Origin of the sequence: Aminipila butyrica, from assembly GCF_010669305.1 — a bacterium.
GTDB lineage: Bacteria > Bacillota > Clostridia > Peptostreptococcales > Anaerovoracaceae > Aminipila > Aminipila butyrica.
In genome coordinates, this window is the sequence record NZ_CP048649.1 from 1,783,118 (window position 1) to 1,804,903 (window position 21,786).

The window sequence follows — 21,786 nt, forward strand, 5'->3', positions numbered from 1 at the left end:
TTCACGGGTTTTGGATGTAGGGATGAAAGGTATGAATAAGAAAAGGTTTATTTTGGACAGCGCAGCAGAAGGATTTCCAGAGCTGGAAGTTCCAGCACAATTTCAAAAGGATCTGCTGAACTGGTATCATAAAAATGCCAGAGTTCTCCCCTGGAGAAGCCAGCCTTCTCCTTATCGGGTTTGGATATCGGAGATGATGCTGCAGCAGACCAGAGTGGATACGGTGATTCCTTACTTTCAGCGGTTCATGGAAGCGTTGCCAGACATACCGGCTTTGGCCGAGGTGACAGAGGATAAGCTGCTGAAACTGTGGCAAGGTCTGGGATATTACAACCGGGCTCTGAATTTGAAGAAGACAGCCCAAGTGCTGATGAGTCAGTATGGAGGCCAGCTGCCCCCAGATCGGGAGGCACTGCTGGCGCTTCCGGGGATTGGGCCTTACTCGGCAGGGGCCATTTCCTCTATTGCTTTTGGCCGGGCGGTTCCGGCGGTGGATGGAAATGTGCTGCGGATTATGGCGCGACTGTTGGCTAGTTATGAGGACATAAACCAAGGGGCTCACAAGAAAAAAATGCAGGCCTTTATGGAAAAGCTGGTTTCACCAGAAGAACCAGGAAATTTCAATCAAGGGTTGATGGATCTGGGCGCGGGGATTTGTCTGCCAAACGGTCAGCCAAAATGTCCGGACTGTCCCGTTCAGGCCCATTGCAAAGCATACAGGCAAGAACTGACTGCCCTTATTCCGGTGAAGATACCGAAGAAGAAACGGCGGATAGAAGAAAAGACCGTTTTTGTGATTGCCTGGCAGGAGCGGTATGCCTTGCAAAAGAGGAAGTCTGGCGGATTATTACCCAACCTATGGGAATTTCCAAACCGAGAGGGACACTTAAAACCAGAAGAGAGCCGGGAACTTTTAAAAGATATGGGCATACAGGCGGTGAGCATAACACCGCTGGCGGCTTCTAAACATATTTTCAGCCATATAGAATGGCACATGAAAGGTTTTTTGGTGACCGGAGAGGTTGACGAGAGGGGGGCTTCCCCCTTCACATGGGTTACGAAAGAAGAGATACAGCAGGAGTATTCTATTCCTACGGCCTTTCAGGCCTATACAAAGTCATTGGAGGAAGAGTGAATGCAGAGATTTGGAGGAGCGATACTTAATATATGAAGAGTTTAAAGGGAAAAATGATTTTGCTGGTGCTGATACTTGTGGTATCCTCCACGCTGATTACAGTGACGATAGGTCTTTTGGAGAGCTTTAAGATCACAGAAAACATGATTGATACGCAAGTTCAGAAGCAGTTAAATGGGGCGAACAACATGCTCCAGTTGTATTTAAAAGAGCAGCTGGGTTCTATCCGTCTCGCTAAAGACGGGGTTCTCGTGGATAAAGAAGGACAGGCCATCGATGGCCGCTACGAGTGCGTGGACCAGCTGGCAGAAAAAATGGATGTGGTCGTGACCATATTTGCCAAAGAAGGCAGCGATTACAGGCGAGTGTTGACGACCATTACCGATGAAAAAGGCGATCGAGTTATTGGGACTACTCTGGATACCAGCGGAGCGGCTTATGAAGCTATTGCCAAGGGCCAGAATTATTATGGTGAAGCCAATATATTGAATCAATCCTACATGACCGGATATGCACCGATGCTGGATGAAAATAACGAGATTATTGGCGTTTACTTTGTGGGTGTGACCACGGCGTACATAGATCAGATTGTAGATCAGGGGACCGTATCAACTGTTAAAATGGTGGCGCTTTCCATCGCTGGGATTTTGTTGGTGATAGCTGCTATCGTTTATCTGATAGCCACTTCTATTGTAAAGCCTATCCAAAAGATTACCAAAGGGGCTCATCAGATTGCTGATGGGGACTTTCAAGTGGATTTGGACGTTCAATCTAAGGATGAAGTCGGGAATTTAGCAAATTCTTTCAGGAGGACCATTGACCAGTTGGTCAACTATCAGGGCTACATCGACGAGATATCCGATTCCCTGCTGGATATTGCCAATGGCGATTTAACAGTTGAATTGCAGCGGGAATACGTAGGTCAATTTAAGAAACTGAAAGAGAATATGCAGGCCCTCTTGTCGCGGCTCAATGTGACCATGGGGCAGATTAATCAGTTAGCAGATCAAGTAGCTACTGGCTCAGAGCAAATGGCTCAGGGTGCTTCGGAACTTTCTCAGGGAGCTACAGAGCAGGCTAGTTCAGTAGAAGAGCTGTCAGCAGCTTTTGCAGAAATCGGCCAGCATATCGAGCATAATGCACAAAATGCCAAGTTAGCTCGAGAAAAGGCAGATCAGGCAGGAAAGGAGCTGTCAAACAGCAACCAGCAGATGAGCAGCATGGTAGAAGCCATGGGCCAAATCACTGTTAAATCTGCTGAAATCTCTAAGATTATTAAAATCATTGAAGACATTGCCTTCCAGACCAATATTTTGGCTTTGAATGCAGCGGTAGAAGCTGCTCGGGCTGGGGAGGCTGGAAAGGGCTTTGCCGTGGTAGCTGACGAGGTGCGTAATTTGGCTGGCAAATCCGCAGAGGCGGCGAAGAATACGACGGCATTGATTCAGCAGACTTTGGAGGCCGTTGAAAACGGTTCGGAGCTTTCTGACCAGACGGCTGCATCTTTGGGAGAAAGTGCACGGATTACCCGGGAAGCGATTTCTCTGATTGATAAAATTGCTGATGCGTCCAGGGAACAAGCGGTGTCCATCGTGGAAATTAATGCCGGTGTAGAGCAGATTTCCATGGTAGTACAGACCAATGCGGCCACTTCGGAAGAGAGCGCCGCGGCCAGCGAAGAACTATCCAGGCAAGCTCAGATCTTAAAGGGCTATATACAGAATTTTAAATTGCAAGAGCTAAACTCATAAAGCAGAAGCCGCTAGGCATGGCCATGGCGTACCGGATTAGAAGGAGCGGGATGAATTGATAGAATTCATCCCGCTTTTTTGTATTATAACAGAGGCGGACCGAAGCCTTATGTTTCTGCTTCGAAGATATCTGGTATATATTTGCCTTTGTTTTTACATTTGCCACAATTATTCCTGCTAAGGCCAAGAAGGAATCCATATAAGGCGTTCACAATTGGGCTGCTGATCTCCTGCGGCAACTTTATTTTACCGAGATTTTTTTCTTTGTTTTTTCTTTTTACATTAAAAAAAGCGGCGAGCACCGGGGAGCCGTTTATTTGGTTGCGTTTAACGACATAAAAGGCTATAATGTTCTTGAAATCTTATTAACGTGGGAGGAATAGACACGCCTCGTCATTTATTTTTAATGGGGGAATGAAGAAAAGAAGGCTTATTGTTTCGTATTTAATAATAGGTGGAAGGAGAAAAAAATATGAATGAAGGAAAGATTTTGTGGAGGAACAAGCTAGCGGTAAAGATACCCATTATGATGGCGGTGGTCATACTAATTGTTATGGTCATCATGTGTACCAGCCTGAGTTTTTTAACAGGGGCGACAGTTAATAAAATGACCCAAAAGGAATTGAATTACATCGCTGATGCCAATTCAAAAGCTGTCTTGTCTTATTTGGACAGTATGAACATCTTTTCCCAAGCCTTATCCCAAGAGGTTCAGCGGTTTCAGCTGCTAGATAAGGAAAATGAGCACAAGATGCTTATTGAATCGCTGGAAGGCGTGCTCGAAAGCAATGATAAAATTTTTTCTGCTTACTATGCTTTTGAACCCAATAAATATATGCCGGATACGCCAAATGGGTTATCCTATTATGTATACCGGGATGGGACCAGCACCAAGCTGGACATTTTGAATGATTTTGATTCTTATGGGGAGGCGGAATATTATCTGCCGGCCAAGGAAAACTTGTCTACTCATGTAACAGAGCCCTACGAGTATCAGTTGACTAACGGGGAGACGATTTGGCTCATCACCTTGAGCAGCCCAGTGGTCAACGATCAGGGAGAGTTCCTGGGTGTGGCGAATTGTGATATTGATATGGGGAACATCAGCGATTTAAATTTTGCTAATGGAGAATATAAGGCCTCATATAGCTATATCGTCACCAGCCAAGGCTTTTGTATGGCCCATACCAAGGATGGGAAGGCCGTAGGAGCTGTGCCTACATCTATTTCAAACAATAAAGACATTGAATCCGCGGTGAACAAAGGTGAAGCGGTCACCAGCGAATTTGACAACCCATATGATAATAATAAGAAAGCCCTTATCATACATAAACCTCTTCAACTGGCGGGAACGGATGTAAACTGGTCCAGTGCTTTTGTGGTCAGCAAGAGTGAAGTAGAGAGTTCTGTGACACGTATGCTTTTGGCTTTGGGCGGCATCGGTGTGATGGGACTAATTATCTTAGTGGTAATCAGCTCTCTTACCGTAAAGCGGAGCTTGGCTCCGGTAGGTGCAGTTATGTGCCTGGCTGAAAAGATGAAAGGCGGCGATTTAACTTGTGATCAGGAAGGAAATGCCTGTAGCAAGGATGAGTTAGGCGTCTTGGCTCGAATATTTGCCGAAACTTCCGCCACCCTTAACGGACATATCAACGAAATTTCAACTATTTTGAAAAACGTAGGGGATGGAAACTTAGCGATTAGCATTGACCAGGATTTCATTGGAGACTTCAACAAAATAAAGATGGATTTGAACCATATACTGGATTCCCTAAATCAGACCTTCGTAGAGATTCGAACCTCTGCTGACCTAGTAGCCAGCGGAGCGGAACAGTTCTCAGAGGGGTCTCAAGCCTTGAGTCAAGGGGCAGTGGAGCAAGCAAGCTCCGTAGAGGAACTGTCGGCTAAGGTTATGGAAATCACGGAACAGGTGAAAGAGAGCTCCAAACACGCGAATGACGCGAATGATAAAGCAGAATCTGTAGGTGCTGAGTTAGAAAACAGCAATCGGCAGATGAATGAACTTTTAAGAGCTATGGATGAGATTACCGCTACATCTTCGCAGATTGGTAATATCATCAAGACCATTGAAGATATTGCATTCCAGACCAACATTCTGGCCTTGAATGCAGCAGTTGAAGCAGCCAGAGCAGGGGAGGCCGGAAAGGGCTTTGCTGTAGTGGCTGACGAAGTGAGAAACCTGGCTTCTAAGAGTGCAGAAGCGGCTAAGGATACCACCGGCCTGATTGAAAGCTCCATGAATTCTGTACAGGAGGGCGCTAAATTTGCAGAAATTACAGCGATCTCCTTGGGCAGTGTCGTTATGGGCACACAAGAGATTATTTCGGCTATTTCTGAAATTTCAGCTAAGACCGATGTTCAGTCCAGGTCTCTGGAGGAAGTGACCGCAGGAATTGAACAAATTTCTCGAGTGGTGCAGACCAATGCTGCCACAGCAGAAGAGAGTGCAGCTACCAGCCAGCAGCTATCGGCGCAGGCGCAGCTTCTGAAAGATTCCGTAGACAAGTTCCGTACCAGAGGATAGGTGCAGCCGTTTAGAAGTAAAAAGATTCGGGTGAGCTATTCCTCCCGTATAACCGTTTATAATTGACAAAACAGGCTTATTCCGCATGGGAGAAACGGATAAGCCTGTTTTGTCGTCTTAGCCAGATCGGGGCAACAAATTATTCAAAATTATTCAAAATTTTTGAGAATTTATTTGCTGGATATGATAGAATCTAAATAAGAGATGGACAAGGGCTGAAAAGCTGTATGATTCCCATGAAAAGGAGGTCTGAAATGTTTGAGTTGAAAGATATGAGTGAATCCATTAAACCCTATTGCTCAGGGGAAAGCATCTTTGATTTTTATCGGCTGATTGATCCCATGAGCCACGAGGTTTTTGAATATGATAAAGAAAATCACCTAAATAAAAAAGAAAGCCTTTGCTATGAGGCCTGGGGCCGGGAAAAGGCCTGTCCAAACTGCGTATCCAGGCATTCTTACGTAAAGCAGCGGCAGTATGTGAAACTGGAATTTCTCCAGGGAAAGGTGTTGCTGGTCATTTCCAGGCCCATCAAGATTGAGGACAAGATGTTGGCTATGGAGTTAATTAAAGACATCACCGCTAGCATGATTGGCTTCAATTATTACCGGGCAGAAAATAAAAATGTAGAAGAGATGGTATCTCAGTTTAACGAACTGGCAGTGAGAGATATCCTGACGGGCAGTTACAATTTGGATTACATAAAAAATTATATCGGCATCTTCCTACAAAAAGAAATTGCGTTCAATACCCTGACCGGAATTGCTATAGATATTGACGACTACACTTTAGTAAATTCTATGTATGGGTATATGGTAGGGAATAAAGTCTTGCAGCATATAGCTGATATACTAGAGCAGCACGCTGAGGCTCAGGGCGGTATCGCCGGCCGCTTGGGACCAGATGAGATGGGACTTTTTTTCATCAATAAGACAGCGGATGAAATTGAGCACATTTGCAGGCAGATTCAGGAGGACGTGACGGGCACACCGCTGGAAGTGAGAGATGTGAAGCTGACTATTCACGTTACCCATGGCGTAGCCTCTCTGGAGCCAGAAGACGAGCCTGATGACTTCATCGGTCGACTTTATTTTAACCTGCGGGTGGCACAAGTAGGTAAGTAATTTAAAAAAAAGCCTCTGGCTATCCGATTCACATGAAGTGAACGGACTGTCAGAGGCTTTTGAGTCCCTTCTATTCTCTTCTTTGCTTGGGAAGTACCATTAGCTGTTTTTCTCTTCAGCCGCAGGAGTCCAAGGGGTGTTAGAGCTCTCCAGGAATCGTTGTAACACGCCAATTTCTTGAATTCCGTTTTCAAAATTGACGCTCATGGAGAGGACATCTAAGTATGGCACCCGGCTTTTAAAGATGGCACATTCTGTATTTTGCATGATGGACTTGTGTTTAATTTCCTTGTTAAATTCCGTCTGAAACAGTTCGGTCAGATGAAGTTGCAAAGGACTATCCTCCTGAGCAGTCCAGATCGGGAACTGATCCGTAATCTTGTAGGATTCATCGTTAAGGCCGCAGATAATTTCAAAGGTAGAAGAAATTTCAGCCAAGGCTTCTTCCGTTTGGCTGCGGGCACAGATGGTTACATCTAAGTTTCCTGTATCCGTACGGATTGTGCCGATATTGGAGGTTGCTACAATGTTGCCTTCATCAGATTTCTGGTAGATGCCGTTAATCATGGTGTATAACAGACTGAATACGTTGGTGCTGTCGTCCTTAGAGATGACGTAGGCCGGAGGAGCAACCGGGGTCAGGGTATAGGTGTAATTCTCCTCAATATCGCCGTAGTTATCTTTAAATTTAGAGGCATCATTGTCAAACCATTTTTGGAAACGGTTGACATCATTATCATTAATCAGCACCACAGCAGTGGCACCAGTTGGATATTGAGCGGTATCTTCACCGCCATTAAAGGAGGCTAGCTCGATGAGAACGCCCTTGCTCTTGGCGGAAGCCAAGAAGTCTCCAATAAGCTTGATGGGATTAGGATGGCTGCCGGAGGTAATGCCAGAGCTGCCTCCATTCAGACCTTTGATGGAGAGCTCATAGGCGTTGGGATAAGTCGGTTCAATCCATTGCAGCTGCTTGGAAAAATCATATTCGGCGGTACCGGCACTTCCTACGGTGAAGCTGGTCTTTTCCGCCCAAGTTAAGTTGATTAGGTTGTCACCCCGCAGGTAGTTGGCGCTGATATACTGAGCACCGGGGAACTCGGTATCTGTGGCGGCGGTAAACAGGACTCGAACAAAGCCGTGGTTTTCCACCTGATCGATTAAGTAAAGGGCGGTGGCCATAGCCTGATACTGCTGAGCAGGGTCACCGATGCCGATGGAGCATTGGAAGGTGGTGGTCTGAGCCTCTTCATATCCGGCAGTAGCCTTTTTGGACATGATGACGTTATTTTGCTTGTCGTAAGACACTGGTATATTCCGGGCTCCAGCCCAATCTATTAAGTATTCTTGACAGGCTTCCAAATCGGCAGTATTGGGAAGATTTTTCAGCAGATCTTGATAAATGATATCCAGTTGAGTATTCAGTGTTTCTTCAAACTCTGTCTCGCTCTTGTTGAAGAAACAGCCTGTAAAGGACAGCATCGTCAACAAGCTGATGAGACATATCGCTACTATTTTTTTCATAAACTGCTCCTATTATCGTATTAAACGCTTTCTATTTTAAGTATTTTCCATTATAATAATAATGTGCCTGATTATCATAACACAATGTTAAAAATTTTTACAGCCATTTAATAAAATCTTCATAATTTAAAGTGAGGGAAGCATTCAGAAGGAGGAATGAGCATGGAATCCATAAACATTACAGTACGACCTACTATTTTCAGTGATTGTGAGCTTTTTGCCAAGTGGGAAACAGACCCTTTGGTGACCAGGTTTTTCAGTATGAATTCCGACCGGAGTTATGAAGACATCGTTCGAGAGTTTGTTTCCAGAGAGGTAGACAAAACAAAATTACAGTATACCATTTGCCAGGAGGACCAGCCCATCGGACGAATTTACATCAGCCGTATAGATGAGGAGAGTGATTCCCTGGACATCACTCGCATATACATAGGAAATCACGACAATCGGGGGAAGGGCTATGGGGAAGAAGCCTTGAGGATGCTCTTGGAATATTGTTTCGTAAACCTCCACATGGAACGGGTAACGCTGGATCACTTTGAGGGCAATGATGTAGCGGCGGCCCTTTATAGAAAGCTAGGCTTTCGTCCAGAGGGCGTGGCACGAAACGCTTGTAAAAAGGACGGCAGATATTATGATTTGTATCTCTTATCTCTTCTGAGGTCAGAGTATTACGGCAAGATTCGAGATAAATAAAGTAAAAAAGCGACACGGCTTTACAAGAGCACAGAGTAAAGGACAACGTAGTCCTGCTCCTGGGACAAGGTATGTACTCTGTGCTATTTTCATGGTGAAAATTTTTTTGGTCCTGCGTTAAAGTCATACAAAGGCTTTCAGGAAAACTATGGGAGCAAATAAGATAAAACTCTGATTTTCTTACTTGACTTTGCGGCTTTAACGGGTATAATTTTTATTGGGGCCACACTAGATATAGTGGAAGTCGCCCCAGATATGACGGATAATAACAATATATCTTGTGAAACGTTGAAAAACGGGGTTTTGCATTTATATTGCTTTTAAAAGAGTAAAAGCATAACAGGAGGAGACAATGGATACGATTAAACACATTAAAAAGCGGGATGGCCGCACGGCTCGATTTGACATCGATAAAATTGCTGCTGCCATTTACAAGGCAGCTCAAGTCTTAGGGGGGCATGACTATGAGATGTCTAGATATTTAGCTAGACAGGCTGAGCTTTATCTGATTGAAATCAAGCATACGGAGGCTCCTACTGTAGAAGAGATACAAGACGCGGTGGAGAAGATTCTCATCGAGAATGGTCACGCTAGAACGGCCAAGGAATACATCTTATACCGAGCTGAGCGGACCAGAATTCGAGAGATGAACACGAGACTGATGAAAATCTATGAAGACCTGACTTTTAAGGAAGCCAAAGAAAACGATATTAAGCGGGAAAATGCCAACATCGATGGAGATACGGCCATGGGAACCATGCTCAAGTACGGGTCCGAGGGTGCCAAACAGTTTTATGAGATGTACGTGCTGAATCCGAAGCATTCCAAAGCGCATACGGAGGGAGACATTCATATTCACGACTTGGATTTTCTGACTCTTACCACCACCTGTTGCCAGATTGACTTGATTCACCTGTTTAGAGGGGGATTTTCTACGGGGCATGGATTTTTAAGAGAGCCGAATGACATTCAGAGTTATGCGGCTCTGGCTTGCATTGCTATTCAGTCCAATCAGAACGATCAGCACGGCGGACAGAGCGTGCCGAACTTTGATTACGGCATGGCCGATGGCGTGAAAAAGACGTATAAGAAATTGTACTGGAGCAACCTGGGTAAGCTGATGAACATTCTCTATGATATCGAAGACGGCGTGGAGTCTGCTAAGACCATGGGCCGTAAGATTGAAGAGCAGGAAGGCTTATATCCGGCTATGGGAGATGATAGTGCCTACAAGGAGAAGGAAGCGGAGCTGTTGGCTGACCGAGTGGAAACGGCAGATATCCCTAAACTTCAGAAAAGGGCGCAGAAATATGCCGACCAGGAAGTGCGGCGGGCTACTTATCAGGCGATGGAAGCCTTTGTACATAACCTGAATACGATGCATTCTAGGGCTGGAGCGCAGATTCCATTCAGCTCCATCAATTACGGTACAGATACCACACCAGAAGGTCGATTGGTCATCGAAAATATTTTGCTGGCTACCGAAGCTGGACTGGGTAACGGCGAGACGGCCATTTTCCCTATTCACATCTTTAAAGTGAAAGAAGGAGTTAACTATAATCCAGGAGAGCCCAACTATGACTTGTTTAAGCTGGCTTGCAGAGTGTCGGCCAAGCGGCTGTTTCCGAACTTCTCCTTTATCGATGCGCCGTTTAATCGACAGTTTTATAAAGAGGGAGACCCGGACACCGAAGTGGCTTACATGGGCTGCCGGACCAGAGTTATGGCTAACGCATATGATCCAGAACGTCAGGTGGTGGGCGGCCGCGGAAACCTGAGCTTTACCTCTATTAACTTGCCGCGGATGGCTATTAAAGCGAATGGAAACCTGGATATTTTCTTTGAAGATTTGGAGAGGAAGCTGCAACTGGTCTTTGATCAGCTGTTGGAACGCTATTACATCCAGGCTTCTAAAAAGGTTAAAAATTATCCATTTCTCATGGGACAGGGGATTTGGCTGGATTCTGGCAAGCTGAAGCCTAACGACAGCGTAGGCGAGGTTTTAAAACATGGGACCCTGACGGTAGGCTTTATCGGCCTGGCTGAATGCCTAAAAGCACTTATTGGCAGCCACCATGGCGAGACGATAGAAGCGCAGAACTTGGGTCTGAACATCATTGGCTACATGCGCAAACGCTGTGATGAAGAAACTAAAAAGACAGGCTTTAACTATTCCTTGATTGCCACTCCGGCGGAAGGCTTATCCGGACGCTTTGTGCGCATGGATAAAGCTAGATACGGGATTATCGACGGTGTCACGGATCGGGAATACTACACCAATTCCTTCCACGTGCCAGTATATTATCCGATTTCCGCTTTTGAAAAGATTAAGCTGGAAGCTCCGTACCATTCTCTGACGAACGGTGGTCATATCTCCTATGTGGAGTTGGATGGGGATCCGTGTAAGAATCTGGATGCTTTCGAGCAAGTAGTTCGCTACATGAAGGAGAGCGGCGTGGGTTACGGATCCATCAACCACCCGGTAGATCGGGACCCGGTATGCGGCTATACCGGCATCATTGATAACGAATGCCCGCTGTGCCACCGGACGGAAGAAGATTCGGATACCGGCTTTGAGCGAATCAGACGGATTACCGGCTATCTGGTAGGTACTGTGGATCGGTTCAACAACGCCAAGCAGGCAGAAGAAAAAGAGAGAGTGAAACACGATGTGTCAACAGGACAAATGGAATCCATCTAAGACAGAGACCCTGCGAATTGCTGGGGTGATACGGGAGTCCATCGTAGACGGGCCGGGTATCCGCTTTACGGTTTTCTGTCAGGGTTGTCCCCATGACTGCCCTGGCTGTCACAATCCCCATACTCATGATTTTGCAGGAGGCTATGATTGCAGCATCGCTAAGATTTTGGCAGAGGTGGATAAGGACCCGCTGCTGACGGGAGTAACCCTCAGCGGCGGAGAACCCCTGTGTCAACCAAGGGCTTGTGCTGAATTGGCCCGGCAAGTTCAGGAAAGGGGTCTAGATGTGGTATTGTTTTCCGGTTACACCCTGGAGGAGCTGGAAGCCATGGCAGAAAAGGAACCAGCTGTAGGCGACCTGCTGGCCCGGACTGATTATTTGATTGATGGCCGATTTATTCTCGCTGAAAAAGATTTGACTTTACAGTTTCGCGGGAGTCAGAACCAGCGGGTTATCGACATGAAGGCTACCAGAAAACAGGGGCAGTTAGTACTGGCTACTTAAAAGAATCGTTACCATTGGTAAAATAATTTACGAAATATGTAAAAAAGCCTTGTACAAGAGAGAATAGTTGTGATATAATATCGCTTGTTCGAGTTCATTCGAAGGATTTGAAAAAATGCTTAATTGCTTAAGATATTTAAAGGAGGTGCGGCAAGATGTCAAGAAAATGTGAAGTTTGTGGTAAAGGACAGGTTTCTGGAAACAATGTATCCCATTCAAACAGGCATACCAAAAGAAAATGGAATGCAAATATTCAGTCAGTTCGAATCAATGATAGCGGAACTGTCAGAAGAGCTAACGTATGCACAAGATGCATCCGATCCAACAAAGTAAACCGTGCCATCTAATCATAAGATAGAAAAAATTAGACCTGCTGTATAGCAGGTCTTTTTGTATGTATGTGTGAGTTGTTTCGGCCGTCGGGCCTTGCCAGCAAGTTATCGCAGCTTCAAGCCGCAGTACACCAGCAACCCGCCCAGCAGTAGAATCCAGGCTTTTATAGGCAGGAAAAAAGCGCAGACCGATACCAAGCCAAAAACAATCATGATGAATGCCAGATTCTTGGAGTCGCTTTTTTTGCAGTTGCCATGATTTCTTGCCGGCTTTCCACAGCCGTATTGCTTGTTTCCCATGATATTACACCCCATATAGCTTATGCGGTTAACCGCCGATAGGTGCCAAGAAAAATTCAGATTAGTCGTTTTATTCCTACAGCTAATGTGATAAAATATCAATAATATACGGAACAGGCGTTTAGCGCCTTTGGGGAGGAAAGCGGTTTGCTATATAAAAAGGATTTGGAAGAGGGCAGCATTACCATTGGAAAGGCGGTTATCGCCAAAATTGTTACGGAGACTGTGGCTCAGTTTAGGGGTAAGGTCCGGATTTCTAATTATAAAAACAAGGCCATGAGTTTTGCGGCTAAGCTCGGTGTCACGGATGAGATGAACAATATGGAGATTTCCATGGGAGCCAAAGGGCTGGATATCAAACTTTATATTGTGGTGAAGTTTGGCACCAGTATTGGTATGGTGACCAATAAGCTAATCGGCGATATTCACGACAAAGTATACCAGTATACCTCCATCGAACCGAATAGCGTGGCGGTGGTGATTACTGGCACCATGTCGAAGAACATTGCCAGGAGAAATATTGAAGTCAGGAGAGACAGCGAGCGATGAATTTGAAGGATGCAGTTTCTGCCATCAAAGGCGTTGGCCCTAAAAAAGCAGAGGCCCTGAAAAAACTGGATATCGACAGTGTTGAAGATTTCTTGTACTTCTACCCTCGGAGTTATCAAGATTGGAGGCAAGCTACGCCGGTGGGTCAGCTGCGGGACGGAGAATTGTCACTGATTCAGGGGACGGTGAAGCTAAAGATCAAGGGTGGTTATGGAAAGAAGCAAACGCTAAAGCTGTTAGTATCTGACGATAGCGGCAGCGCTGAGGTAGTATTTTTTAACGCGGCTTATCTGCTGAACAAGTTTGAAGTGGAACAAGTCTATTTTTTTTATGGCAAAGTATCGGTAGAATATGGCAAGGTGCAGCTGCGCCATCCGGAATTTTTAAAAAGCGGGCAGAAGCCAGCTTACGGTATTCTGCCAGTTTATCCCTTGACTCGAGGCATTTCCCAGACAGACCTATATAAATGGCAGCACATGGCTCAGCATCTTTTGAATCAGCTGGAGGAACCTCTGAGTCAGCAAATGCTGGAGCGAAACAAACTGTGCAGTTTAATGTATGCCTTGGAGAACATCCATTTCCCTCAGGATAGAAATCACCTGAAGGCGGCAAAATATAGATTGGTATTCGACGAGCTATTATTTTTGCAAATTGGGCTTTTATCGGTAAAAAACCGAATTACTTCTGAGGAAAAAGGCATTGTCTTTCCAAAAGAAATAACAACGGAGTTTTTTGTCAACCGCTTACCCTACAGCCTTACAGAAGCTCAAGCGCGGGTGCTGGAAGAAATTGAGGCAGATATGGAGACGGACAAGGTCATGAATCGCCTGGTTCAGGGTGACGTTGGCTCTGGTAAGACGGTAGTGGCCGAGGCGGCTTTGTACAAGACGGTAAAAAGCGGCTTTCAAGGCGTTTTGATGGCGCCCACGGAACTGTTGGCGAAACAGCATTTCAATGGGCTCAGAGAAGAGTTTGAGGGCCATGAGGTGGAAGTGGGGTTTTTATCTGGCAGTATGACAGCTAAAAACAAGCGAGAGACCCTGGAACGATTGGCAGAAGGCAACATTCATGTACTGGTAGGCACTCATGCGTTGATTCAGCCTACTGTTCAGTTTAAAAAGCTAGGTTTGGTTATTACCGACGAGCAACATCGTTTTGGCGTCAATCAGCGAAACCTGTTGACGGAAAAAGGTCAGAATCCAGATGTGCTGGTGATGACCGCCACACCCATCCCACGTACCTTAGCGGTGGTTCTCTATGGGGATTTGGATATTTCTGTAATTGATCAGCTGCCTCCGGGCCGGCAACAGATTATTACCCAGGCTTTTCATAAGAATAACCGAGCCAGTGCTTACAACTTTGTGGGTCAGCAGGTAGCAGAAGGGCGACAGGCTTATGTGGTGGCTCCGCTGATTGAAGAATCAGAGACACTGGAAAATGTGATTTCGGCGGAAGAATTACATCAGCAGCTGCAAAAAGAATTTAAAGAAGCGAAGGTAGGCCTGCTCCACGGAGAGATGAGACAAGCAGAGAAGGATGTAATCATGGAGCAGTTTTATGAGGGGACCATTCACATTCTGGTGTCTACGGTGGTGATTGAGGTGGGCATCAATGTGCCCAACGCCACGGTTATGGTTATTGAAAATGCGGAGCGCTTTGGTCTGGCGCAACTGCATCAGCTTCGAGGCCGAGTAGGCCGAGGTCGTCATCAGTCCTACTGTCTTCTTTTATCAAAAGGGGAGACGGAGGTGTCCAAAGAGCGAATTAGCACGATGGTGTCTACCTCCGATGGTTTTGCCATTGCAGAAAAAGATTTAGCCCTTCGTGGTCCAGGAGAATTCTTTGGCTTTCGTCAGCATGGTCTGCCAGATTTAAAGCTGGCGGATTTGGGCCGCCACACCAAGATTCTTCTTCAGGCGAGAGAAGAGGCCCGTGCTATTTTGCAAAAGGATCCCAAGCTTCTCACAGAAGAAATGGCGGGTATTCGGGCAAAAACCATTCAGCTTTTTGGTGAAAATGCGGTATTGAGCATTTAAGAAAGCAGATAAATCAATAGAAATTTATCCGCAGATTTTTATAACCAAAACAAACCAGTCTATGAAATTATTACATTGAATATAAAAACCTCCTCGGGTTAAATTAATAACGTAAACGGCAGATGGATCTCTGAGAGAAAAAGTTTTCTCAGAAAACCATCTAACTGTAATTTTTTAAACGGCGTGGAAAGCAAAGCTTTACCATAAGCCGAGATGGAGGTAAAAAATGACATTACAGGACAAGATGAATAAGAGTTATAAGCCAGCACTGAAGAACATGAAGACAGAGGTTGCTTCTGAATTGGGTCTGTCTAACTATGACAGCATGGATAAGGGTAACCTTACAGCAAGACAGAACGGTTATGTAGGCGGATATATGACCAAGAAGCTGGTTGACATGGCTGAACAGCAGTTATCCGGAAAATAATCGGAAAACTAAATCAGACAATTTGTTGATTTTATGACATTTTGTTAGAAACGAAGAATATCTACTGATTCCAGTAGATATTTTTCGTTTTTTATGATAAAATAGGGAAGCGAAAGCGGTAGCCTGTAGGGCTGCGGAGATTTTTGAAAGAACGAGGACATATAGTTGCGAATAATAGCAGGAGATTTAAAAGGCAGGAGATTGGCAACTCCACGAGATAACAAGGTAAGACCTACCTCAGATAAGGTGAAGGAAGCCATTTTCAACATGATTTCCGGCTGCTATGAGGACGAAGTGGTGGCAGATATTTTTGCAGGTACCGGGAATTTGGGGCTGGAGGCTATCAGCCGGGGTGCCAGCCACTGTTATTTTGGGGACAAGTCCAAGGACAGCCTGGCTTTAGTACGAGAAAACGTGAATACTTGCCGGGTTGAGGATCAAGCAACTATCATATGGGGCGATTGTCACATGGTTTTAAAGCGCATACCTCAAAAAGTTCAAGTAATTTTTTTGGATCCGCCCTATCAGGATGGACTGATGATTTCCTGCATTGAAAAAATACAGGAACTGGGATTGTTAGCAGAAGATGGGTGCATCGTGGCGGAACACAGCTTGGAAGAGAAGCTGCCAGAGGCCATTGGTGCATTTGAAAAGCTCAAGGAAAAAAGATATGGAAAAATTGCTGTTTCCATTTACGGATAAGTATGCTACAATGTTTGGTAGCAAAAAATAGTTAGGACCAATAGATATGAAACAAAAGGCATTATATGCCGGATCTTTTGATCCGGTGACCAATGGACATTTAGACTTAATAAAAAGGGCAGCGAAGCTTTATGATAACTTGGTAGTAGGGGTTATAACTAACCCTTCTAAGAATCCACTGTTTACGGTGGAAGAACGAAAGCTGCTGATTCGGAAGGCGACTGCCCATCTGCCCAATGTGGAGGTAGATGACTTTTCGGGACTTTTGGCTGAGTATGTGAATAAAGGTGGCTTTGATGTGGTGGTCAGGGGGCTGCGGGCTGTCAATGATTTTGAAGTAGAGATGCAGATGGCGCAGATGAACGCCCGGCTGTACGACGGAAGGGTGGAGACCGTATTTCTCATGACCTGCCCAGAATTTTCATTTTTGAGCTCGAGCATGGCAAAGGAAGTGTTCATGCTGAATGGGGAGATTGGGGGCTTAGTTCCCGACCCAGTACTAGAATATATGATTGAAAAATTCAGATGATGTACGCATAGAAACAGGAACGCAGGGAGGGTATTTTCAATGAAAGTATTGGAATTGTTAGATGAAATAGAAGAGATTGTAGATACAAGCACTAGTTTTCCGCTGACGGGAAAAATCATGGTGGATGCAGAAGAGATTCTGGAGATTGTCAAGGAGATTCGCGTGGAGCTCCCAGACGAGATTCAACAGGCTCAGTGGATTAAAGACGAGAGACAGCGTATATTGGAAGAAGCCAAGAAGGAATATGAAACGGTTATCAATGATGCCAAAAGACAGGCGGAGGTGCTGACAGAGAACGATGATATTGTCGTCCGCTCCAAGATGCGGGCCGACGAGATCATGCGTATCGCCGAAGAGAACTGTAAGCAGCTGAAATTGAACACCTTTGATTATATTGACAGCATTCTCTTCAACTTTCAGAACAAGATGGAACAGTTAAATGTGACCTATTTTGCGGACATGTTCAACAAGATGGAAACAACCTTTCAGAGTGTCAATGCCACGTTGGTATCCAATCGGACTGAAATCAAAGATTTGGCGTATAAGACCCAGATGGACAAGGAAGATTAAAGCGTATAATATCCATGATAAATTCATAAGATTTATCATGGATATTTTTTATGGCGCCATCAGGGCGCTGCGATCAAAAGGTCGATATATGATGGCCGTCCTGGGAGCGGGACTGGCCTGTCTATTTATGGTTATCTTTCCAGAAACAGCGCTGCTGTCAGCCCAAAAGGGAATCGCTATCTGGGCAGCCAACATCTTGCCGGCCATGCTGCCATTTTTTATTTGCGTTCACTTTATGAACAGCATTGGTATCACTAGGTATTTGAATCCCAGCTGTTTTGCCTTTTCGATGAGTGCTTTGTCCGGCTATCCCATGGGTGCTAAGGTCATCGGTGATATGGGCCGCAGTGGACATATCCCGCCGGTAGAATGCCGCCGGCTGGTGAGCTTTTGCAGTACCTCTGGTCCAGCCTTTATGGTGGGCTCCGTAGGTGCCTCCATGATTGGCAACAACATCAGCGGCATCATCATCGCTGTATCCCATCTGGGAGGAGCCTTGCTGAATGGCGTGTTGGTTACAGGGCTGATGGCTGTTTTCAGTGAGGAATACCGCACCTATAAGAAGCGGGACAGGCGCAACCAGGGAAAGAGAGGAGAGGCTTTTTCCGGGGATTACCTGGATGCCTTCACCAATTCCATTCTATCAGCCTTTCGCTCTTTAGGCATTATCTTGGCCTATATCATCCTCTTTATGATGATGACTGATACGATGCAGCTGTGGGGCGTGATGGATGGAATACATAACATATATTATGTTGGAATATTTAAAGGAATCTTTGAAATGACGGTGGGATGTTCTGCTATCAGCGGCACCATGGCTGTGACGTTGGCCCAGAAGACCATCGGCTGTAGTTTGTTGATTTCTTTTGGAGGACTGTCTATCTTAGGGCAGTCTATGAGTATGCTTCAGGGGTCGGGCGTTCACTTTTCCTACCTTCTGTTGGTGAAGCTTTGTCACGGAATTTTGGCTGCGGTCTTGGCCTTTGTGCTGGTGCAGTTATTTTTGTAAAAACCCTTCGTGATATTTCGCCCACGTTACTTTCGGCGATATTTTCTCCATAATAAAAAGCCTCTGAGCGATGTCTTTCTAAATCTCAGAGGCCTTTTTATATACTTCGCTTATCTCATTTGCACATTAAAGCTGCTTTAATGTGGGCTTTTTATATGGCTGGTGGACTTGATCGGAATGATAATAGAGATTTTTTTCTGTCAGCAGATTATAGAAATCGCTGGCTAGCAAGTCGTAACTTAATAATAACTGGCACTCTTGAAGCTGTTCTTTCTGCTTGTTGATGTTGGTAATCAACGGCAGAGCAGTCTTTTTGCTTTTTTTCAGCAGTTTCAGTAATTGAGATCCGCCTTGGCTGAAACCCAGAATCCGTCCGTAGCCTTGATTCTGCTCCAGGATAGCTGCCATGTCTGTTTTGGTCAAGCCTACTAAGACATGAGCCAGCAGGCGGCTAATACGAGTGGCAGTGTAGCGCTTGGACTTTAGCAGCTCTTGAAGTTGAGTGAGGCTGTCCGCTCGGCGAATGCTATCTTTCAACTTGTGCTCCAAGCCTTCGCTTACGGAGAATATTTGGTTTAGATCGGTGTCGCTGGCAGTAAGAATCCGGCTCCGCAGGAGGTTTAGATACAGCTGATCGGATTGGAAAGATGACCGGGGAAAGCATTCGTTTTCCGGGTGTAATGCTGAATTTTGCTGACAGCCGGTCAGCTCCCGCAGAAGGATGGACAATACCGGTTCTGGCAAGGTGTCTTTCAACTGCTGAAAATCGATTTTGCGGTGAGCCAGCTGTTTACGGATAGCGGAAGCAGAGGCCAAGGGACCAGTTAGGGTCGGCTCGTGGTAGCTGGAACCTAAACGTTTGACTGTAATTGGAATTATGTCGCTTTTGGTGAGGGTCAGCTGCTTTAGGTATTCAACAGCCAGAATATTGTTGGGATCGGCCAGCAGCTGGGCGCAGTGGGGGCCCAGGCAGCGAGTTGCGGCTTCCGCTCTGGCCTTGGGATAGGACAGTCCGGCATGGAGGCCGTTTTTCAAGGCAGCGGAGAATTCTTCGCTTTCCTGGGCTAAGAAAGCAGCTGTTTGCTGGAGCATGTCTAAGTCCCCCGATTCGCTGCCAAAGGACAAGTGGGTGATGCAGCCCAACCGGTTGAACAGCTCTACTGCTCCTCTGGCAAAGTACTCTGCACTGTTGCAAGCAAAAGCGAAGGGCAGCTCTAAAACCAAGTCTGCGCCACAGTTGACGGCCATTTCTGCACGGCTCCACTTAGATGTGAGAGCAGGCTCTCCTCGCTGGGTGAAATTACCGCTAATGAGAACCACCACAAAATCGGCCTCCGTCTGCTGGACAGATTGCCTCAGCTGGTAAAGGTGGCCGTTGTGAAAAGGATTGTATTCGGCAATGATGCCTAAAACGTTCATGTTTTTATTCATAAGTATATGATATCACATTTTTTGCAGTTTATAAATCAGCAATTCGGAATCAATATCCATACAATTATAAAAATTCACAAAAATCCTACAATTTTATGCACCTTATACACAAAAAAATCCTTAAATCGGGCTAACCTTTTACCAATAGGGGTTACTATAATAGAATCCTATTGTGTTATTATGTATATTTATAACAAAAACTGCTGAACCGGGCTTGAAAAATTGAGGAATTGGGGTATAATATTATGAGTTGCTTTTATAAATAAAACAAACCACATATATTACGGAGGAAATAAGATGAAAGTATTAGTAATCAATTGCGGAAGCTCATCATTAAAGTATCAAGTTCTTGATATGACCACTGAAACTCTTTTGTGCAAAGGTCTGGTAGAGCGAATCGGTATGGATGGCTCCATCATTACCCATGAAAAGGAAGGAATGGACAAGTTCAAGCTGGAAACACCTATGGCGGACCACAAAGAGGCTATCGGGCATGTACTGGATGCGGTACAGGATGCAGCGCATGGTGTTGTTGCGTCTATGGACGAAATCAGTGCTGTAGGACACAGAGTGGTTCACGCTGGTGAGAAATATGCTCATTCTGTATTGATTACGGAAGAGGTTATCAAGGCACTGGAAGAGTGTATCGAATTAGCACCGCTTCACAACCCGCCGAACCTAGCTGGTATTGCCGCTTGTCAGGCTTTAATGCCAAATACACCGATGGTGGGCGTATTTGATACGGCTTTTCATCAGACGATGCCTCCGGAATCCTATATTTATGCCATTCCTTACGAATATTATCAGAAGCATGGCATCCGTCGATATGGCTTCCACGGCACCAGCCACAAGTATGTAGCTGAACGGGCTGCAGACATGCTTAGCTGCGCTTTGGACGACCTGAAGATTATCACTTGCCACTTGGGAAATGGAGCATCTGTTTCCGCTATCAAGAGAGGTAAGTGCATTGACACATCCATGGGATTTACTCCGCTGGAAGGTCTGGTTATGGGTACTCGTTCTGGTGACATTGACCCAGCTATCGTAACTTATATCCGTGAAAAGGAAGGCCTGCAGGCTGGTGTAGCCAATGAAATCTTGAACAAGAAGTCTGGTGTTCTGGGTATTTCCGGCGTTTCCAGCGACTTTAGAGATATTGAAGATGCTGCTGCTGAAGGCAATGAAAGAGCACAGTTGGCTTTGAAGGTGTTTGCTCATAAGGTTCGCTTCTATATTGGTGCATACATTGCAGAAATGAATGGTGTAGATGCAATCGTATTCACTGCTGGTTTAGGTGAAAACGGCATCGACATGCGTGATATCATTTGCCACGATATGGGAAATCTAGGTATTAAGCTGGATTTGGTAAAGAACAAGGTAAGAGGAAAAGAAGCTATCATCAGCAGAGATGATTCTAAGGTGAAAATCTTGTTGATTCCTACGAATGAAGAGCTGATGATCGCAAGAGACACATACAATATTACAAAGAATTTAAAATAATTATTGACAGATGTGCCCGATAAAGGTATACTTTAGTAGTTGCATTTGTCGTGGGTCATGCCTGCGATGATATAAATACAAAGAGATACGAGCAAAAGGAGGTGTAGAAAATGGCAGTTCCAAAGAGGAAAACATCTAAAGCAAGAAGAGACAAGAGAAGATCACCAAACATGAAGAAGGCATTACCTGGACTTTCAATTTGTCCTCAGTGCCACGAGCCAAAACTTCCACATAGAGTTTGCCCGAATTGCAATTTTTACGATGGTAAGGAAGTTATCGCTTCTGAAGCATAAGCAAGTAAACACACAAAAAATTTTAACACCGGAATTTCATCCGGTGTTATTTTTTCGGTTTAACCAACAGGAGCATAAGCTAGAGGAATCCTATGAATCACAAGTATATTATTTTAACAGCCATGTA

Annotated in this window: 20 protein-coding genes; 17 read left to right on the top strand and 3 right to left on the bottom strand. The window is 45.3% G+C overall.

Features of this window, described 5'->3' with window-relative positions; translation table 11 throughout:
- Window positions 1-31 precede the first annotated feature (31 nt).
- The 4 genes from mutY to Ami103574_RS08465 all read left to right on the top strand — a co-directional run bounded on the left by mutY (window position 32) and on the right by Ami103574_RS08465 (window position 6,555).
- Window positions 32-1,135: an A/G-specific adenine glycosylase gene (gene mutY / locus Ami103574_RS08450; RefSeq protein WP_163066546.1), complete on the top strand. Its 1,104-nt coding sequence runs from the start codon at window positions 32-34 to the stop codon at window positions 1,133-1,135.
- 32 nt (window positions 1,136-1,167) lie between these two features.
- Complete coding sequence (locus Ami103574_RS08455) at window positions 1,168-2,886, top strand: methyl-accepting chemotaxis protein (RefSeq protein ID WP_163066548.1); 1,719 nt, start codon at window positions 1,168-1,170, stop codon at window positions 2,884-2,886.
- A 472-nt stretch (window positions 2,887-3,358) separates the two neighbouring features.
- Window positions 3,359-5,431, top strand: coding sequence for a methyl-accepting chemotaxis protein (locus tag Ami103574_RS08460; protein ID WP_163066549.1), 2,073 nt, complete (start codon window positions 3,359-3,361; stop codon window positions 5,429-5,431).
- A 254-nt stretch (window positions 5,432-5,685) separates the two neighbouring features.
- The gene (locus tag Ami103574_RS08465; protein ID WP_163066550.1) at window positions 5,686-6,555 is read left to right on the top strand and encodes a GGDEF domain-containing protein; all 870 of its coding nucleotides are present in this window, start codon (window positions 5,686-5,688) and stop codon (window positions 6,553-6,555) included.
- Between the two features lie 99 nt (window positions 6,556-6,654).
- Here Ami103574_RS08465 and Ami103574_RS08470 read toward each other — a convergent pair whose 3' ends face one another.
- Entirely contained in the window at window positions 6,655-8,079 is a 1,425-nt protein-coding gene (locus tag Ami103574_RS08470; RefSeq protein ID WP_163066551.1) for a zinc-binding metallopeptidase family protein, read from the bottom strand.
- Between the two features lie 162 nt (window positions 8,080-8,241).
- On the opposite strand from Ami103574_RS08470, the gene Ami103574_RS08475 reads away from it, so the two are divergent.
- From Ami103574_RS08475 to rpmB, 4 genes are all read left to right on the top strand, one after another.
- The gene (locus tag Ami103574_RS08475) at window positions 8,242-8,775 is read left to right on the top strand and encodes a GNAT family N-acetyltransferase (protein ID WP_163066552.1); all 534 of its coding nucleotides are present in this window, start codon (window positions 8,242-8,244) and stop codon (window positions 8,773-8,775) included.
- 352 nt (window positions 8,776-9,127) lie between these two features.
- Window positions 9,128-11,476, top strand: coding sequence for an anaerobic ribonucleoside triphosphate reductase (locus Ami103574_RS08480; protein WP_163066553.1), 2,349 nt, complete (start codon window positions 9,128-9,130; stop codon window positions 11,474-11,476).
- Window positions 11,445-11,981, top strand: a complete 537-nt coding sequence (gene nrdG / locus Ami103574_RS08485) for an anaerobic ribonucleoside-triphosphate reductase activating protein (RefSeq protein ID WP_163066554.1) — start codon at window positions 11,445-11,447, stop codon at window positions 11,979-11,981. The genes Ami103574_RS08480 and nrdG overlap by 32 nt, the downstream gene beginning before the upstream one ends.
- A gap of 155 nt (window positions 11,982-12,136) precedes the next feature.
- On the top strand, window positions 12,137-12,328 hold the full coding sequence (gene rpmB / locus Ami103574_RS08490; protein WP_163066555.1) for a 50S ribosomal protein L28: 192 nt from the start codon (window positions 12,137-12,139) through the stop codon (window positions 12,326-12,328).
- Between the two features lie 90 nt (window positions 12,329-12,418).
- On the opposite strand, the gene Ami103574_RS08495 is transcribed toward rpmB, so the two are convergent.
- Window positions 12,419-12,613, bottom strand: coding sequence for a hypothetical protein (locus Ami103574_RS08495; RefSeq protein WP_163066558.1), 195 nt, complete (start codon window positions 12,611-12,613; stop codon window positions 12,419-12,421).
- Between the two features lie 147 nt (window positions 12,614-12,760).
- Between Ami103574_RS08495 and Ami103574_RS08500 the strand changes: the two genes are divergently transcribed.
- The 7 genes from Ami103574_RS08500 (at window position 12,761) to Ami103574_RS08530 (ending at window position 18,435) form a co-directional block, all read left to right on the top strand.
- On the top strand, window positions 12,761-13,162 hold the full coding sequence (locus Ami103574_RS08500) for an Asp23/Gls24 family envelope stress response protein (RefSeq protein WP_163066560.1): 402 nt from the start codon (window positions 12,761-12,763) through the stop codon (window positions 13,160-13,162).
- The gene (recG, locus tag Ami103574_RS08505; protein WP_163066562.1) at window positions 13,159-15,198 is read left to right on the top strand and encodes an ATP-dependent DNA helicase RecG; all 2,040 of its coding nucleotides are present in this window, start codon (window positions 13,159-13,161) and stop codon (window positions 15,196-15,198) included. Before Ami103574_RS08500 ends, recG begins: the two co-directional genes overlap by 4 nt.
- 226 nt (window positions 15,199-15,424) lie before the next feature.
- A complete protein-coding gene (locus Ami103574_RS08510; RefSeq protein WP_163066564.1) occupies window positions 15,425-15,625 on the top strand; it encodes an alpha/beta-type small acid-soluble spore protein in 201 nt (66 codons plus the stop codon).
- 165 nt (window positions 15,626-15,790) lie between these two features.
- Complete coding sequence (gene rsmD, locus Ami103574_RS08515) at window positions 15,791-16,327, top strand: 16S rRNA (guanine(966)-N(2))-methyltransferase RsmD (protein WP_163066566.1); 537 nt, start codon at window positions 15,791-15,793, stop codon at window positions 16,325-16,327.
- Window positions 16,328-16,373: 46 nt separating this feature from the next.
- Complete coding sequence (coaD, locus tag Ami103574_RS08520) at window positions 16,374-16,856, top strand: pantetheine-phosphate adenylyltransferase (protein ID WP_163066568.1); 483 nt, start codon at window positions 16,374-16,376, stop codon at window positions 16,854-16,856.
- A gap of 39 nt (window positions 16,857-16,895) precedes the next feature.
- A complete protein-coding gene (locus Ami103574_RS08525) occupies window positions 16,896-17,426 on the top strand; it encodes an ATPase (protein WP_163066570.1) in 531 nt (176 codons plus the stop codon).
- A gap of 37 nt (window positions 17,427-17,463) precedes the next feature.
- Window positions 17,464-18,435 (top strand): hypothetical protein, encoded by a 972-nt coding sequence (locus tag Ami103574_RS08530; RefSeq protein ID WP_163066572.1) that lies wholly within the window; start codon window positions 17,464-17,466, stop codon window positions 18,433-18,435.
- A 126-nt stretch (window positions 18,436-18,561) separates the two neighbouring features.
- Here the strand turns inward: Ami103574_RS08530 and Ami103574_RS08535 are convergent, their stop codons facing one another.
- Window positions 18,562-19,866 (bottom strand): nucleotidyltransferase, encoded by a 1,305-nt coding sequence (locus Ami103574_RS08535; RefSeq protein WP_163066574.1) that lies wholly within the window; start codon window positions 19,864-19,866, stop codon window positions 18,562-18,564.
- Window positions 19,867-20,163: 297 nt separating this feature from the next.
- On the opposite strand from Ami103574_RS08535, the gene Ami103574_RS08540 reads away from it, so the two are divergent.
- The gene (locus Ami103574_RS08540; RefSeq protein WP_163066576.1) at window positions 20,164-21,366 is read left to right on the top strand and encodes an acetate/propionate family kinase; all 1,203 of its coding nucleotides are present in this window, start codon (window positions 20,164-20,166) and stop codon (window positions 21,364-21,366) included.
- A 110-nt stretch (window positions 21,367-21,476) separates the two neighbouring features.
- Window positions 21,477-21,659: a 50S ribosomal protein L32 gene (gene rpmF / locus Ami103574_RS08545; RefSeq protein WP_163066578.1), complete on the top strand. Its 183-nt coding sequence runs from the start codon at window positions 21,477-21,479 to the stop codon at window positions 21,657-21,659.
- The last annotated feature ends 127 nt before the right edge of the window (window positions 21,660-21,786 follow it).